This window comes from Bacillus sp. FSL W8-1127 (genome assembly GCF_038006725.1).
Classification (GTDB): domain Bacteria; phylum Bacillota; class Bacilli; order Bacillales; family DSM-4216; genus Bacillus_O; species Bacillus_O smithii.
Genome location: NZ_JBBOVU010000001.1, coordinates 2,074,892 through 2,089,960 on the forward strand (window position 1 = coordinate 2,074,892; position 15,069 = coordinate 2,089,960).

15 protein-coding genes are annotated in these 15,069 nt (G+C 41.4%); 1 reads left to right on the forward strand and 14 read right to left on the reverse strand.

Annotation, left to right across the window (positions count from 1 at the left end):
* Nucleotides 1-48: 48 nt before the first annotated feature.
* The 14 genes from NST12_RS09790 to NST12_RS09855 all read right to left on the reverse strand — a co-directional run bounded on the left by NST12_RS09790 (nucleotide 49) and on the right by NST12_RS09855 (nucleotide 13,856).
* The gene (locus NST12_RS09790) at nucleotides 49-738 is read right to left on the reverse strand and encodes a DnaD domain-containing protein (protein ID WP_341101084.1); all 690 of its coding nucleotides are present in this window, start codon (nucleotides 736-738) and stop codon (nucleotides 49-51) included.
* A gap of 316 nt (nucleotides 739-1,054) precedes the next feature.
* The gene (asnS, locus tag NST12_RS09795) at nucleotides 1,055-2,347 is read right to left on the reverse strand and encodes an asparagine--tRNA ligase (protein ID WP_048623547.1); all 1,293 of its coding nucleotides are present in this window, start codon (nucleotides 2,345-2,347) and stop codon (nucleotides 1,055-1,057) included.
* 132 nt (nucleotides 2,348-2,479) lie between these two features.
* Entirely contained in the window at nucleotides 2,480-2,956 is a 477-nt protein-coding gene (locus NST12_RS09800) for a cell wall elongation regulator TseB-like domain-containing protein (RefSeq protein WP_048623548.1), read from the reverse strand.
* A 13-nt stretch (nucleotides 2,957-2,969) separates the two neighbouring features.
* Complete coding sequence (locus tag NST12_RS09805) at nucleotides 2,970-3,140, reverse strand: YpmA family protein (RefSeq protein WP_003355111.1); 171 nt, start codon at nucleotides 3,138-3,140, stop codon at nucleotides 2,970-2,972.
* 355 nt (nucleotides 3,141-3,495) lie between these two features.
* Nucleotides 3,496-6,303, reverse strand: coding sequence for an ATP-dependent DNA helicase DinG (dinG, locus tag NST12_RS09810; RefSeq protein WP_341101086.1), 2,808 nt, complete (start codon nucleotides 6,301-6,303; stop codon nucleotides 3,496-3,498).
* A gap of 193 nt (nucleotides 6,304-6,496) precedes the next feature.
* Nucleotides 6,497-6,880 carry an aspartate 1-decarboxylase gene (gene panD, locus NST12_RS09815; protein ID WP_003355113.1) on the reverse strand — a complete coding sequence of 128 codons (384 nt, stop codon included), beginning with the start codon at nucleotides 6,878-6,880 and terminating at the stop codon, nucleotides 6,497-6,499.
* A gap of 13 nt (nucleotides 6,881-6,893) precedes the next feature.
* Nucleotides 6,894-7,745: a pantoate--beta-alanine ligase gene (gene panC / locus NST12_RS09820; protein ID WP_341101088.1), complete on the reverse strand. Its 852-nt coding sequence runs from the start codon at nucleotides 7,743-7,745 to the stop codon at nucleotides 6,894-6,896.
* Entirely contained in the window at nucleotides 7,742-8,581 is an 840-nt protein-coding gene (panB, locus tag NST12_RS09825; protein ID WP_003355115.1) for a 3-methyl-2-oxobutanoate hydroxymethyltransferase, read from the reverse strand. The genes panC and panB overlap by 4 nt, the downstream gene beginning before the upstream one ends.
* Nucleotides 8,582-8,845: 264 nt before the next feature.
* Nucleotides 8,846-9,817 (reverse strand): biotin--[acetyl-CoA-carboxylase] ligase, encoded by a 972-nt coding sequence (locus tag NST12_RS09830; RefSeq protein WP_048623552.1) that lies wholly within the window; start codon nucleotides 9,815-9,817, stop codon nucleotides 8,846-8,848.
* Nucleotides 9,802-10,992: a CCA tRNA nucleotidyltransferase gene (locus NST12_RS09835; RefSeq protein ID WP_327797356.1), complete on the reverse strand. Its 1,191-nt coding sequence runs from the start codon at nucleotides 10,990-10,992 to the stop codon at nucleotides 9,802-9,804. The genes NST12_RS09830 and NST12_RS09835 overlap by 16 nt, the downstream gene beginning before the upstream one ends.
* Before the next feature lie 13 nt (nucleotides 10,993-11,005).
* A complete protein-coding gene (gene bshA / locus NST12_RS09840; RefSeq protein WP_341101094.1) occupies nucleotides 11,006-12,136 on the reverse strand; it encodes an N-acetyl-alpha-D-glucosaminyl L-malate synthase BshA in 1,131 nt (376 codons plus the stop codon).
* Nucleotides 12,137-12,298: 162 nt separating this feature from the next.
* Entirely contained in the window at nucleotides 12,299-12,703 is a 405-nt protein-coding gene (gene mgsA, locus NST12_RS09845; RefSeq protein WP_340404330.1) for a methylglyoxal synthase, read from the reverse strand.
* A 12-nt stretch (nucleotides 12,704-12,715) separates the two neighbouring features.
* The gene (gene dapB, locus NST12_RS09850; RefSeq protein ID WP_048623556.1) at nucleotides 12,716-13,516 is read right to left on the reverse strand and encodes a 4-hydroxy-tetrahydrodipicolinate reductase; all 801 of its coding nucleotides are present in this window, start codon (nucleotides 13,514-13,516) and stop codon (nucleotides 12,716-12,718) included.
* Complete coding sequence (locus tag NST12_RS09855; protein WP_048623557.1) at nucleotides 13,503-13,856, reverse strand: nucleotide pyrophosphohydrolase; 354 nt, start codon at nucleotides 13,854-13,856, stop codon at nucleotides 13,503-13,505. The genes dapB and NST12_RS09855 overlap by 14 nt, the downstream gene beginning before the upstream one ends.
* Before the next feature lie 257 nt (nucleotides 13,857-14,113).
* Between NST12_RS09855 and NST12_RS09860 the strand changes: the two genes are divergently transcribed.
* A complete protein-coding gene (locus NST12_RS09860) occupies nucleotides 14,114-14,986 on the forward strand; it encodes a YitT family protein (RefSeq protein ID WP_048623558.1) in 873 nt (290 codons plus the stop codon).
* Nucleotides 14,987-15,069 lie beyond the last annotated feature (83 nt).

Here is a 15,069-nt window from a genome sequence, read left to right on the forward strand (position 1 = left end):
GCTCTCTTTTTAACCGTTTTGAAAATGGGCAATGATGAAAAAACATGTTTATTTCTCCAGCCAATTATAAAAAGGAACAGCTTTATGGGATTTTTTAGGTTGAGCGGTTTGTTGTTTTCCTTGTCGAAAACGCTGGCTGTATTCTCTTGCTTGATCGATAGATTGTATTCCTTGTTTTTTCCATTCAAACAAAATTCGATCAATATAGCGGAAATTCAATTTCCCTGATATGACCGCTTCTCGAAGAGCCGCTTTAATCATGACGGGAGTATGACCGTCTTGATCGATCCAAATCGCAAGTGTTTCACACTCTAACGGCGAAAGGGGTCTGCCGAATTCCTGCTCAAAGCAAGAGTACAAATCTTGCTCATGATCCCATGTTTTTTGAAGCTCTTCTTTTCTTTTTTCCATCAATAGGACATCCAAAAATTTTTCCCAAAGCGGCTGCAAAGAATACCTTTCGTAGCCGGGCTTTTCTCCTTCTTCAATGGCAATATATTGCATTTGAACAAGTTTTCGCAGTATACGTGCGCATTCTGCTGCAGAAATGGTCATTGTATCCGAAATTTCTTCCGGCGTAGGAAAGTGGATTCCTTTTTCTATGAAACGGTTTAACTGCAAAAGCAACACCAATTCTGTTTCCGTCAAATTCAATCTCGTATAATGGGTAAGAAGCAACTTGGAAACATTCACCGTTCCTTCTTCCAAACAAAATTTCATCAGCTCTTTTTGATCCATTTCGGACACCTCAATCAATAGTATAGCATGGGGATAGCAGAAAGAGAATGTAAATCCCCCTAGCATGATGTCATAATGTAAAACGTTTTTCCATTCGATCGCTTTCTTCTCTTCATCCGCGTGCTGGCTATATATGTAGGTCTGCTCACCTGAAAATCACAAATGAAAAAACCACATCATCATAAAATGAAAATGTGGTTTCTCATCACAGTCAGCATTTCTAAAACTCCCATTTCTTCAATGGAAAATAAAGAAATGCTGACAGCCTTCTCTTTCATTCAGACTGATATTTTAAGATGGATGATCTTTTTGTTCATTAAGGATACAAACGATTCAGCAAGCGTGGGAACGGAATCGTTTCACGTACATGTTCCACTCCGCTAATCCACGCAACTGTTCTTTCCAATCCTAGACCGAACCCTGAATGAGGGACAGAACCGTATTTTCTCAAGTCCAAATACCATTGATAAGCATCAAGCGACAAGTGATATTCTTCGAGGCGTTTCTTTAACAGATCATAATCATGAATTCTTTCTGATCCGCCAATAATTTCACCGTATCCTTCCGGTGCGATTAAATCAGCGCACAGAACTACTTCGGGTCGGTTAGGGTCAGGCTGCATATAGAAAGGTTTTATTTTAGCCGGATAATGAGTGATAAAGACCGGTTTTTCAAAGTGCTCGGCAATAGCGGTTTCATGGGGTGCCCCAAAATCTTCTCCCCATTCAATGTCTTGAAATCCTTTTTCATGAAGAAGTTCTATCGCTTCATCGTATGTAATGCGTGGGAAAGGCGCTTGCACTTTTTCCAGTTTGCTCGTATCTCTTTCTAAACGTCCTAATTCCAATTGACAATTTTTCAGCACGGATTGAACGATATAGGATACATATTGTTCTTGCAATTTCAAACTGTCTTCATGCTCATAAAAGGCCATTTCCGGTTCAATCATCCAAAACTCAATAAGATGGCGGCGTGTTTTCGATTTTTCAGCCCGGAACGTAGGACCAAAAGAAAATACTTTTCCAAAAGCCATCGCGGCTGCTTCCATATAAAGTTGGCCGCTTTGAGACAGATAGGCGTCTTCGTCAAAATATTTTGTATGGAAAAGCTCCGTTGTTCCTTCCGGTGCACTTCCTGTCAAGATCGGCGGATCAATCTTCACAAAACCTTTCTGATTAAAAAATTCGTATGTAGCTCGAATAATCTCGTTACGGATTTTCATAACGGCATGTTGTTTCCGCGACCGGAGCCATAAATGGCGGTGATCCATTAAAAATTCTGTTCCATGTTCTTTAGGGGTGATCGGATAATCGACTGCCTCATGGATCACTTGAATGTCTTTCACTTGTAACTCATAACCAAATGGAGACCGGGCGTCTTCTCGAACAATTCCTGTTACGTAAAGCGACGTTTCCTGTGATAAAGATTTCGCTTTTTGAAAGACTTCTTCCTCCACTTCGTTTTTCACTACGACTCCTTGAATAAATCCCGTTCCATCACGCAATTGCAAAAAAGCAATCTTTCCGCTGGAACGTTTATTTGATAGCCAAGCACCAATGGTTACTTCTTGGCCAATATATTGACTCACTTCTGAAATTGTACTTTTCATGTATACATTCCCTCCAAGCAGTACCACAACGTTCAAATCCATTCGCTCTCTATTATACATTTCCCACTTCAGTCAATCAATGGTGCCTGACCCCCTTCACGCTTTAAAGCGTAAAGGGGGTCAGGCACCGCCTTAAATATTGGTCATTTTCTTCCACCATTTGCCGTTTTTGAAAAGGACATAGTAATAATTTAAGTCCCCTTCTTTATCCAAATAAGCCATTTCCCATACCGGTCCGACTTCTTCCATGCCGAGATGCACAGATAAAAGTTTGGCCGGTTTCTCATCTTGATATAGTTTATCTATCGCTTTTTGTTCGGAAATCCCATTCGAATATTTGTCATATAGGATTTTATCTTTTCGCTGTTTCGGAATCCAAGCTACCATTTTTTCATGCTTTTTATTTTCGCCGATCAGCACATAATACGTTTTCTTACTGTTGTATAAATAGAATTTATCCACAGTCGAAATGATTCCGTGGTCTTTGGCTACTTTCAAAGCTTCTTCTTCCGCTTTTTGATAAGGCTTTTTAGCACTTGCATAAATATAGGTGGAAAAGGCTAAAACCACCACCGCTATAATTGCGATTATCATCATAACTTTTTTCATAGTATCACTTCATTCAGGTACGATATATTGTAAAAACAGCTTTTTTCGGATCATTTGGATCCAACGCCAATCCGAACATTAAATCTTTTCGCTTTAATGTTCGATTCAAAGCATCGACAATTTTGTACAAATCGGGATGATAATTGATCATCACTGTCTGCAGAACCTCAATTTTGCTCTCCATTCGAAACCTCCAATACTTTTTTGCTTTTCGAAAGAAGTGGTCTCGAACCGAACGAAAGACACACTCTTCCAGCGACACCGCTAGCGATTGTTTATTCCGAATACCATTATAACAAGAATCTTGAAAAAATCAGTAACCAATATTCATAAAAAATGTCGGCCATTGCACTTTGCATGGCGGATCTTCGTTCAAGACCATGAAACGGCAATACTGCCCATCGTTCCATTTACCCTTCAAGGTGTTCACGCGGAATTCTCTATTATCCATCCTCCACCGAATAAAAGAATCCTCCCGCGCACATTCCCCCCAATCCACCGAAGTTTTTCTCTTCGGCTTGACGCTCCAAAAGGGTTTTTTAAAGCCAATCTTCAATGACTTGAATGACTTCCGGTAAGGAAGCATGGAGAATGGGTACTTTCGGAATCGATTGTATAAACGCTTTTCCATATCGAGCCGTAGTGATTCTACGGTCAAATACGATAATGACTCCCCGATCTCGCTCTGTTCGAATCAACCTGCCAAAACCTTGTTTAAAACGAATGACCGCTTGCGGGAGAGAAGAATGGTAGAACGGATTTTTTCCTTCTGCTCTAAGTGCCTCTCCTTTTGCTTGAAAGAGCGGATCATCCGGAGGAGTGAAAGGAAGCCGAACGAGAACCAAGCAAGAAAGATCTTCTCCCGGAATATCAACCCCTTCCCAAAAACTGCTAGTGCCAAAAAGAATCGCCTTTTCGAATTTTTGAAAGTGGCGAGTCAACCTCACTTTACTTCCATTCGTAATTCCCTGGGCAATTAAAACAAAATCTTCGAGGAGTCCGCTTTCCTTCATCAAAAGATACGTATTCTTCAACATATCATAGGATGTAAAAAGAACAAGCATCCTACCATTCGTAGCTTGCGCGACAGCACTTAAATAATCCGCCAATACTTCCACGTATTTCTCGCTAGTTACATCCTGAATTTCAGGAACATCATTAGGAATGATCAGCTTGCAATTTTTTTCATAATGAAACGGGGAAGGAAAGATGGCTTGTCGAAACCTTTTTTCCGGAATCCCTAGTTCCTCAGCGAAATGTTGGAATGAACGATTTACCGATAAAGTGGCGGATGTAAAAATGACGCTTTTTTTCCCATCGATAAATTGTTCCATCCGTATTCGATCTAAGCCGGCGGGACGGCACTTAATTTTCAAATGATTTTGCGGCATTCGGACATCGCCTTCCATCCAAATGACAGCCGGCTGCTTCGATCCTTCTATTATTACATTCTTGAGATCGTTCATCCACTTTTTCCAGCTTTCAAGCAAGTCATACAGCTTTTCGATCATCGCCGCTTCATCCAAAGTCAAGTCTGTTTCCAGCTTTTTGGCCAACATTAGTCTTTCTTGCAAACTATGATGAATCATTTTCATCAATTCATACAATCTTTCGGTTGAATAGAGTAATTCTTTCCAATATTTCATTTTTCGTTCTTGTTCGCCAACTCGAATCTGTACTTTATTCCAACTGTTAGGCTTCTTTTTCGCCAAGTGAAGGAAAAAGGCGGAAGCGGCATTCATCCATTCGTTCATTTCAAAAGCAATTTGGTGTAAATCATGATCGGTTTCAAAGAAATGAATCGTTGCCTCTTTTCCGTGCTTTTTCAGCAATTCTTCGCATTGAAAGAACAGTTGTTTTTGCTCCATCGTTCCGATCTGTTGATACATCCATTTCAATGCTCGCAAATCTATTTCAGTTCCCATCTGGTCTCCGAGTACATTCCCGAAATGATGGGCTTCATCTATAATGACTTGATTGTAATCAGAGATCAAATTTTGATCAGAAAACAAGTCTTTTGCCAATATGGCGTGGTTGGTCACGATAATATCGGCTTGTTGCGCCTGTTTTCTCGCATGCAAATAAAAATCTTTTTCCATCCAAGGGTTTTTGGAGCGGTTCAAAAATATATCTTCTTGCTTAATGCGAGCCCAATATAGTTCACCGCCGGAGGATAAATTCAATTCATTTTTGTCCCCGGTAGTCGTTTCCGTCAGCCAAACCAAAATCTGCATCTTAGTCAACGCTTCATCGTAATTGCTCGTTTCGTCGTTCAGGCTATTTTCAAATTGAAACAAGTCAATATAATGGCTGCGTCCTTTTAAAACGGCCGTTTGAACGGAAAATGGCAAAATCGCCTTCAATAGCACCAAATCCTTATTCATCAGCTGTTCTTGAAGCACCGTTGTGTACGTGCTAATCACAATCGGCACCTTATGCTGTTTACTGTAAAAAGCGGCAGGCAATAAATAAGCAAGCGATTTCCCGATCCCTGTTCCCGCTTCAATGAAAGCATGATTCGAAGAGTCCAGCGTTTCATAAACGCAATCCATCATTTCAAATTGAGCTTCTCTTATTTGAAACTGGGGGAATTCTTTCATATATTCTGCTTTTTCATTGGGAGAAGAGGGATACATCACGTCGTAGAGAAGGTCTTCTCTTTTTTGTATTTTTTTCTTTTTCAAAGCGATATTTCGATAGACTTCCAAATCTTCCGGCAAAGACTCGATCGATTGTTCTTTTTCATCCAACACCGCTTGTATAACCGTGGAAATATCCGATTTTAAATGAGAAGAAAGCTGATGCAATTTTTTTAGCGTGACATACGGCAATGACTTCAGCTTTTTCAACATCAAAAGTAAAATTTCCGCCGTCACATAAGCATCGCTGTCAGCTTGGTGGGGCCTAGAATGCAAAACTCCCAGTTCTTCCGCCAAATCGGACAGCTTATAACTGTCTTGCGTGGGGTACAGAAATCTGGCCAACTCCACCGTATCTACTGTCTGCCCGTTAAATAGCGGAAAGTTCGCTTTTTCCAATTCTGTTTGTAAAAAAGTTAAATCAAAAGCGGTATTATGAGCAACAAAAATCGAATGATCCAAAAGCGGACGAATATTTTGAGCAGCTTCTGAAAACAGCGGTGCTTGTTTTACCAGATCCTCGTGAATTCCCGTCAATTCTTCAATAAAGGCGGGAATGGCCGTCTCCGGGTTGATAAAGGTTGTATATTGATCAATAATCTGCTCACGCTCAATAATCACCAGGGATGCTTGTATAATTCGATCCCCTTTTTTCGGAGAATTTCCCGTTGTCTCTAAATCAACTACTACAAATCGTTGTGGTAACATCTAAGAGCACACCTTTTTTCTAAAGTGAAACTTGCCAATCTTTTTTCAAGTTTACCATAAGAATTCCGATGATGTCAGTCATATGTCCGCAAAATAAAAAGGCCGGCCCCCTCCATCAAGAAATAGGATAGAATCAAAGATCTCCTATTCTAATGATTTTAAAAGGGGCCAACCCACTATTTCATGTCAAAAACTATAAAATGGTCGCTTCTTTTTCGCCGGTGATCAATTGAGCGATCCGGTTATTCTCATCCATAATAGCGATTTTCGGTGAATGTTCCTTGACTTTTTCTTCTGGAACTAAAACATAGGAAATAATAATGACCGTGTCCCCGGGCTGAACAAGTCTTGCCGCCGCCCCATTTAGGCAAATAACTCCGCTCCCTCTTTTACCCGGGATAACGTACGTTTCTAGTCTTGCACCATTATTATTGTTCACGACCTGCACTTTTTCATTAACAGCAATTCCAACTGCATCCAATATGTCTTCATCGATGGTAATGCTGCCGACATAATTTAAGTTGGCTTCTGTAACAGTGGCGCGGTGGATTTTGCTGTTCATTAATGTACGAAACATTTTTGTTTCCCCCTTAACGAGACAAATCTAGTATCACATTATCAATCAATCGTGCTGACGCAAATTGTACGGCTGTGGCAATGATCACTTTCCCTTTTATTCTCTCAAGCGGATCCAATTCAGGGAAAGAAAGGACTTCCACATAGTCGATTTCTCCGCCCGTGTTTTGGCGAATATGATCGGATACCAATCGGACGATTTCCGCAGGATCATCTACCCCATTCTCGACGGCTTTTTTTCCTTTCAGCAGCGCTTGATAAATTTCGGGAGCTTCATTCCGCTCCTGTGCGGATAAATACGTGTTTCGGGAACTTTTAGCCAAACCGTCTTCTTCCCGAACCGTTTCTACGCCGATGATGTCGATCGGAAAGTTTAAATCCGCCACAAATCCTTGAACAATCGCAAATTGCTGTGCATCTTTCAATCCGAAATAAGCTCTGTCCGGCATTGTAATATGAAACAGTTTAGTGAGAACGGTAACGACGCCGTCAAAATGTCCTTTTCTAGTACGTCCGCACAAAACATCTTTTCGTTTTTTGACGTTCATTTGAACGATAGATTCTTCAGGGTACATTTCTTCCACAGACGGGTGAAAGAGCACATCAACGCCATTGTCTTCAGCCAGTTTTCGGTCACGGTCAAAATCGCGAGGATACCGCTCAAAATCTTCATTTGGGCCAAATTGAATAGGATTCACAAAAATGCTCATCACTGTCAGATCGTTTTCTGCAGTCGCTTTTTTCACAAGCGATAAATGCCCTTCATGCAGATAGCCCATCGTTGGAACAAAACCAATGGTCTTCCCGTTTCGTTTTTGCTCGGAGAGGAATTCTTGGATGTCTTTTATTTTTGTAAAAACTTTCATGAGCGTTCTCCTCCATACAAATGACTAAGCTCTTCCTGCTTCATCGTAAAAGAATGATCTCGATCAGGAAATTCGCCTTTTTTTACTTCTTTTACATAATCTTTGATCCCTTTTCTCGCCGCTTCATTCAAATTTCCATACGGCTTTACAAATTTCGCTAATCGATCGACCCCATACTGTAGAACATCGTGGTAGACAAGAACCTGCCCGTCTGTTTCACTGCCGGCTCCGATCCCGATCGTCGGAATCGTCAGTTCTTTTGTCACCTCTTCTGCCAGCTGATAAGGAACACATTCCAATACGATCATAAAAGCGCCTGCCGCTTCAATTTGTTTCGCGTCTTTTATTAATTTTTTCGCTTGATCCGCCGTTTTTCCTTGAACTTTATAGCCGCCCAGTACTCCGACAGATTGAGGGGTCAGCCCAATATGCCCGACCACCGGTATACCCGCTTTCGTCAAGGCAGCAACGGATTCAGCTATTTCTTCTCCGCCTTCCATCTTAACGGCTTGTGCACCAGCTTCTTGCATAATTCGTCCTGCCGCTTTCAAAATTTCTTCACGGGAAAGATGCGCCGTTAAAAACGGAAGATCCGTCACGACAAAAGTATCTTTTGCTCCTCGTTTTACCGCTTTTGTATGGTGGATCATATCTTCGAGAGTGACCGGCACAGTCGAATCGTATCCCAGCACCACCATACCGAGAGAATCGCCGACGAGCAAAATGTCGGCTCCAGCCTCTTCCGCCAATTTGGCAGACGGATAATCATAGGCCGTAATCATCGCAATTTTTTCATGATTTTGCTTCATCTTCAAAAAATCAGCGGTCGTTTTCACGTTCCCATCCTCCTTTTTATTGGGAAGGGGACGAAACAGAAGACTTACTGCAAAATAAAAAGCCCTTCGACAGAAGGACTCGTTTTCCACTTATTTGTTTCGACCCTCTGTCCCTGTCACTATGGATCAAGGCAGACAAACATTTTATTGATTTACGCAAGGTGCAGTTCGCGTCTTGGATACTGCCCATTCAAATTATACCAAAAATACGCAACTCTTGCCTACCAAAACATTCTCGGCCAATCAGACGGTAAATATCACTCTTTAAATTTCGATATCTGCAGAATAGATGTTGTGTATCGTTCCGTTCGCATCCTGAAGCTGCAATACTCCTTCATCGGTGATGCCAAGAGCTTTTCCTGTTATCACTCCTGTAATCGTTCTCGCCTTTATATGTTTTCCGATGGATATGGCATATTGTTCCCACAACGCTTTAATGGGAGCAAACCCTTCGTTTAAATAGAGATCGTAATACTGTTCAAGCTTTTCTAAAATCCTTTGAATTAACTTCGGCCGGAAAACTTTTTCGCCTTTTTCTATGGCAAGACTGGTGGCAATATTCTTTAACTCATCCGGGAATTGCAATTGATTGACATTCATGCCGATTCCGATAATGATCGCATAAATTTGGTCAGCGTTCGCTTGAAGTTCTGTTAAGATCCCTGTCATTTTTTTCCCGTTGATTAAAATGTCATTAGGCCATTTGATTTTCGGCTGCAAACCGGTTATCTCTTCAATGGCTTCCACAATAGCAACAGCCGTCAGAAGGGTAAATTGCGGAGCTTGTTGGGGAGGCAGTGTCGGCTTCAAAATAATGCTCATCCAAATTCCTGATGATTTGGGCGAATACCATTCTCTTGTCATGCGTCCACGCCCGGCCGTTTGTTCTTCCGCGATCACAACTGTCCCCTCCGGACAACCTTCCTGAGAAAGGCGGTGAGCTTCTATTTGAGTAGAATCAACCGTTTCCTTATGGACAATCTTTCTGCCCATAAATCTTGTCTTGAGCCCAAGAAGAATTTCATTGGCTGTCACTTTGTCAGGCATGCTGATGATGCGGTAACCCTTTTTGCGAACGGCTTCCAATTCAAATCCTTCTTTTCGAAGTTCTTCCATATGTTTCCATACCGCAGTTCTTGAACACCCAATGATGTCAGCAAGTTCTTGGCCGGAAAGAAATTCACCTTCGGCTTTCGAAAATGCTTCTAACAGCTTCGTTCTTACAACCGATTGCACCTCTTCAGCCACTCCTTTATTTTTTCTTTCTCATTTTTCGTTTTTTGATCTAAAACGGCTTTCTCGATTTCTTCCAGACAGGCTCTCAGCCATGGTCCCGGCTTCTTTTGAAACCACATGCATAAGTCATGACCGTTTACGCTTAATTCTTTTCGATGTTTGATAGGAAGATTCTCATAAAGAGTCTGAATCTGTTCCGTCATATCTTCATCTTGGTAAAGGACAGAATGAACTTTTTCAACATCGACGGCAACGGAAAGTCCCGCATCGTATACATCCCACTGCGTCCATGGTGTTTCTCGCCGTTTTTTCATCCAAGTCAACCCGCTTAACAAATATTTTATCGTTTTGGAAGGGAGTTTCCATGCTTTCAAAAACTCGACAGGTTTATCCCCGGAAACCAAAACAGCAATTAAAAGCCACATTTGCTGCAGCGTTAAAGAAGTGCAGTCGATGGTCAACATCTTTTCCAGCTCTTTTTCGTTTGATTCAAGACCAGGCAAGTAAATATACAATCCCGTTTCCAGTAATAACTTCAAACCTTTTTTTCGGAAGCGCCCCGAAATAAGTTTTTCAAACTCATTTTGTTTTCTTTCCACCGCAATATGCTGCATTAAACCAGCATTGCGGCATATGGCCGTAAATACGCCGTCTTCCAAATCAAACCCAAGCTGGCTGGCAAATCGGGCCGCTCTCATCATCCTAAGAGCATCTTCTGAAAATCGTTCTTCCGCCTTACCCACAGTGACGATCTGACGGTGTCGGATTGCTTCCTTTCCATTAAAAGGATCCACTACTCTCCCAGTGCGGTCCATCGCCATAGCATTCATCGTAAAGTCTCTTCTCTTTAAATCTTCGTATAAAGACCGTATAAAAACGACTTTTTCCGGCCGGCGAAAATCTTTGTAGTCCGATTCTGCCCGGAAGGTTGTCACTTCATATCCTTCGCCATTGTAAAGGACTAAAACAGTCCCGTGTTCAATTCCCACGTCCACTGTATTTGGAAAAATTTCTTTCACTTCTTCAGGCAAAGCAGATGTGGCAATATCAATATCGCTGATCGGCCTTCCTAAATAATAGTCGCGGACGCATCCCCCGACAAAATAGGCTTCATAGCCAGCCTGCTCCAATCTTTCCAACAAAGGAACAGCCTTTTGAAAAAGTGTGTCATTCATTTTTTTCACCTGCCTAGTCTTGTTGAAGCAAACTCAAATAGATGGATTCATAACGGTTGACAATTTTCCGTGAATAAAATTTTTGTTTGACCGTTAAAACCGACCTTTCAGAAAATTGCCTGTGAATTTCGCTGTTTTCCAAAAGGTACAGAGACTTTTGGACGATATCCGCAAGATCTCCCGGCTCACAAATAAACCCGTTCACGCCGTTTTGAATCACTTCCGGAATTCCGCCGACATTGGTTCCGATGCAAGGAACTCCGCACGCCATTGCCTCCAACAACGCCAGCCCGAAACTTTCTTTTTGAGAAAGCAAAAGCATTAAATCACTGATAGAGTATAGTTCTTCTAAATTATCTTGTTTTCCTAAAAAGAAAACTCCCTCATCCAAACCTAAATCGCTGACTAATTTGCTCACGACCGTCATTTCCGGTCCGTCTCCGACAAGAAGAAGTTTCGCAGGCATCTTCTCAAAAATGCGGGCAAATACCTTTACGACATCCGGCACCTGTTTGATGGATCGAAAATTGGAAACATGGATAATCACTTTTTCATCAGAGCGAATTCCGTACTCTTCCTTCAGATGGCTGGATGAAATCTTTTTAAAAATTCTTTCGTCGATAAAATTATAAATGGGAATGATCTCCTTTTCCGGCTGGATCAATTGATATGTTTCCTGAACAAGTGCATTGGAAACCGCTGTGACAGCATCAGAACGTTCGATGCCAAAACGGATAGCATCGGTTAAAGAAGGGTCATAGCCTAAAACAGTAATATCCGTACCATGCAATGTAGTGACGATTTTACTGTTTGATCCGGCCATTTGCTTCCCTAGTATGGCACAAACCGCATGAGGGATGGCATAGTGAACGTGAAGAATATCCAATTTTTCTCTCCGCATGACTTCGGCCATTTTATTGGATAATGCGATATCATATGGCGGATATTGAAAAACAGAATACTGGCTCACTTCCACTTGATGAAAATAAATATTATGATACATTCGGTTCAGACGGAAAGGGACACTCGAAGTAATAAAATGAATTTCATGCCCTTTTTCTGCCAATAGTTTACCGAGTTCTGTCGCCACAACTCCTGAACCGCCAACTGTTGGATAACAAGTGATTCCAATTTTCAACCTCATTTCTTGCCCCCTTCCTTTTTCGCGAAATGGCCGCCGATTTCCATCATCGATCGGCGGCTAGGCGATTGTATTGGTTTCATCCTAATGAAAAAAACCCTTTTTTCTTGTCCTTCTAGTTGGATGGAAGAAGAAAGGACGACACTCGCAACGGCGTTTTTCCTATCAATGCTTGTTTCTATATAAATTGCGCCAATCGATGTCTCCTTTTTCAAGACCTCTAATCAAAACTTCGCCTGTTCCCATATTGGTCGCCAGCGGTACGGAATAAACATCACAAAGCCTGATCAATGCAGAAACATCAGGTTCATGAGGCTGGGCCGTTAAAGGATCCCGGAAGAAAAAAACTAAATCCATTTGATTCTTGGCAATCATCGCTCCAATTTCTTGATCCCCTCCAAGAGGACCTGATTGAAAACGATGAACTTTAAGCCCCGTTGACTCTTGAATTCTTAAGCCTGTCGTGCCGGTGGCGTACAAAGTATGTTTTGCAAACGTATCACGATAAGCAAGGACGAATCTGACCATATCGTCCTTTTTCTTATCGTGAGCGATCAATGCGATATTCATCTCACATTGCCCCTATTCCAAAATATTTTCAAGCCCATAGACAAAATCATTTAATTTCGTAACGGTTTCGACGCTTACTTTTACTCCTGACATAAAGGAAGCACGATTGTAGGAATCATGGCGAATCGTCAGCGTTTGTCCTTCCGACCCAAACATAACTTGCTGATGCGCAATCAAGCCCGGAAGACGTACGCTGTGAATATGCATGCCATCGATATTGGCACCTCTTGCCCCTGAAATGGTTTCTTTTTCATTTGGATGCCCTTGCTGTTTTTGCTCCCTGACAGTTGAAATCATTTGAGCGGTTTTCACAGCTGTTCCTGAAGGCGCGTCCAATTTCTGATCATGGTGAAGTTCAATAATTTCAACATCTGAGAAATATTTGGCAGCCATTTGTGAAAATTTCATCATAAGTACAGCACCTATGGCAAAGTTAGGTGCAATAATGCAGCCAATTTGCTTCGAATTGGCAAGTTCTTTTAACTCTTCCAGCTGTTCTTCTGTAAATCCAGTTGTTCCGACAACCGGACGCACTCCATATTCAAGCGCCTTTTTGGTATGTAGGAATCCGGCTTCCGGAACCGTTAGATCAATCCATACATCAGCTTTTGTTTTTTGCAAGCATTCATCTACATCGTTGTATACCGGTACATCGATTCCTTGAAAACCTTCTAATTCACTTAGCAGAATGCCATTATATTTATGATCCAAGACAGCTTCCAGTTCAAAATGATCCGTGCGTTGAATAAGCTGAACGGCTTCACTTCCCATTCTTCCTCTCGGACCCGCTACAATGATTTTAATGGTTTCCATTATCCGCATCCTCCTCTGCTTTGATTTTTGTCCAACGGTCTTTATCTCTCGTTTGAAATTTATTCATCACAACATCATGCGCGTGTTCCAAATCAATATGTAAAGAATTCGCCAAACAAACAAGAACGAATAATAAATCACCCAGTTCTTCTTCCACTGTCTTTGCTTGTTCACTTGGCTTTTTAGGTTTCTCTCCGTAATAATGATTGATTTCTCTGGCCAGTTCACCAAGCTCTTCTGTTAATCGAGCAAGCATGGCTAAAGGACTGAAATAGCCTTCTTTAAACTGGCTAATATATTGGTCCACTTCTTCCTGAATTTGGGCCATCGTTTTCCTCATTTTTTACCGCCTCACTTTCTCCTTCCATGTTAGCTAATTCCTATTCTATTTACAATCTATTTCTATCTCCCAATACGTCATTGAATGAAATCGCTTAAGAGGTGATACAGGATAAAATTGCTTGTTTCTTTCGCTTTCTATATAATAGTTTCGATGTCTGCACTGCCTTTTCCATCGTTCTAATATTCGTCTTGGCAATATGGATTGAATCTTTTTTCTGACACTATACGTTACCATCATGTTAAGGAGGTTCCATGATGATTTTGGGGCTGAAAATAAAAAATATTTTATTCATTTGTATAGGAGCCGCCATCTATGCTTTTGGCTTAGTGCATTTCAATATGGAGAACAACTTGGCAGAAGGCGGCTTTACCGGGATTACGCTGATTTTATACAATTTGTTCGGCATTGATCCTTCCTATACAAACTTATTCTTAAACATACCTGTTTTCATCATCGGATGGAAACTTTTGGGAGGAAAAACATTCCGATACACGATTATCGGTACACTCGCCCTTTCCTTATTTTTATGGATCTTCCAACGCTTTCAGTTAAATATCCCTCTTCATCACGATCTTCTTTTAGCCGCTCTGTTTGCGGGCGTGTTTATTGGGATCGGGCTTGGCATCATCTTTCGATATGGCGGAACGACAGGCGGAGTCGACATTATTGCGCGGCTTGTCAATAAATACACCCATATCTCCATGGGAAAAACCATGTTTGTTTTTGACGCATGCGTGATCATCGCCTCTTTGTTGACATATATCAATTACAGGGAAGCGATGTATACCCTCGTGGCCGTTTTTGTCAGCGCTAGAGTGATCGATTTTATGCAAGAAGGTGCGTATACAGCAAGAGGCGCATTCATTATTTCTGAAAAAAACGAAGAAATTGCGCATAAGATTTTGGAAGAAATGGACAGAGGAGTCACCGTGTTCAAGGGGCATGGATTTTTTACAAAGAAAGACAGAAACGTACTATATTGCGTTGTAGCCAAAAATGAAATTATCCGCTTACGAAATATTATCACATCCGTCGATCCCCATGCATTTGTTTCTGTCGTGGAAGTTCATGAAGTTCTTGGGGAAGGATTTACGCTTGATGAAAATAAAAAGCCGCTTGAAGAATGAAGCACTCACCAACTGAATAGAACGGTAAACGAAAAAAGATCAGACTCTCGATCCAAAACGTCGAAAGTCTGATCTTTTTAAAT

What these genes read in the sequence shown, in the direction of transcription:
- NST12_RS09790 (WP_341101084.1), bottom strand. Translation starts at nt 738, where the DNA reads ATGGATCAAAAAGAGCTGATGAAATTTTGTTTGGAAGAAGGAACGGTG.
- asnS (WP_048623547.1), bottom strand. Translation starts at nt 2,347, where the DNA reads ATGAAAAGTACAATTTCAGAAGTGAGTCAATATATTGGCCAAGAAGTA.
- NST12_RS09800 (WP_048623548.1), bottom strand. Translation starts at nt 2,956, where the DNA reads ATGAAAAAAGTTATGATGATAATCGCAATTATAGCGGTGGTGGTTTTA.
- NST12_RS09805 (WP_003355111.1), bottom strand. Translation starts at nt 3,140, where the DNA reads ATGGAGAGCAAAATTGAGGTTCTGCAGACAGTGATGATCAATTATCAT.
- dinG (WP_341101086.1), bottom strand. Translation starts at nt 6,303, where the DNA reads ATGTTACCACAACGATTTGTAGTAGTTGATTTAGAGACAACGGGAAAT.
- panD (WP_003355113.1), bottom strand. Translation starts at nt 6,880, where the DNA reads ATGTTTCGTACATTAATGAACAGCAAAATCCACCGCGCCACTGTTACA.
- panC (WP_341101088.1), bottom strand. Translation starts at nt 7,745, where the DNA reads ATGAAAGTTTTTACAAAAATAAAAGACATCCAAGAATTCCTCTCCGAG.
- NST12_RS09835 (WP_327797356.1), bottom strand. Translation starts at nt 10,992, where the DNA reads ATGAATGACACACTTTTTCAAAAGGCTGTTCCTTTGTTGGAAAGATTG.
- bshA (WP_341101094.1), bottom strand. Translation starts at nt 12,136, where the DNA reads ATGAGGTTGAAAATTGGAATCACTTGTTATCCAACAGTTGGCGGTTCA.
- mgsA (WP_340404330.1), bottom strand. Translation starts at nt 12,703, where the DNA reads ATGAATATCGCATTGATCGCTCACGATAAGAAAAAGGACGATATGGTC.
- dapB (WP_048623556.1), bottom strand. Translation starts at nt 13,516, where the DNA reads ATGGAAACCATTAAAATCATTGTAGCGGGTCCGAGAGGAAGAATGGGA.
- NST12_RS09855 (WP_048623557.1), bottom strand. Translation starts at nt 13,856, where the DNA reads ATGAGGAAAACGATGGCCCAAATTCAGGAAGAAGTGGACCAATATATT.
- NST12_RS09860 (WP_048623558.1), top strand. Translation starts at nt 14,114, where the DNA reads ATGATTTTGGGGCTGAAAATAAAAAATATTTTATTCATTTGTATAGGA.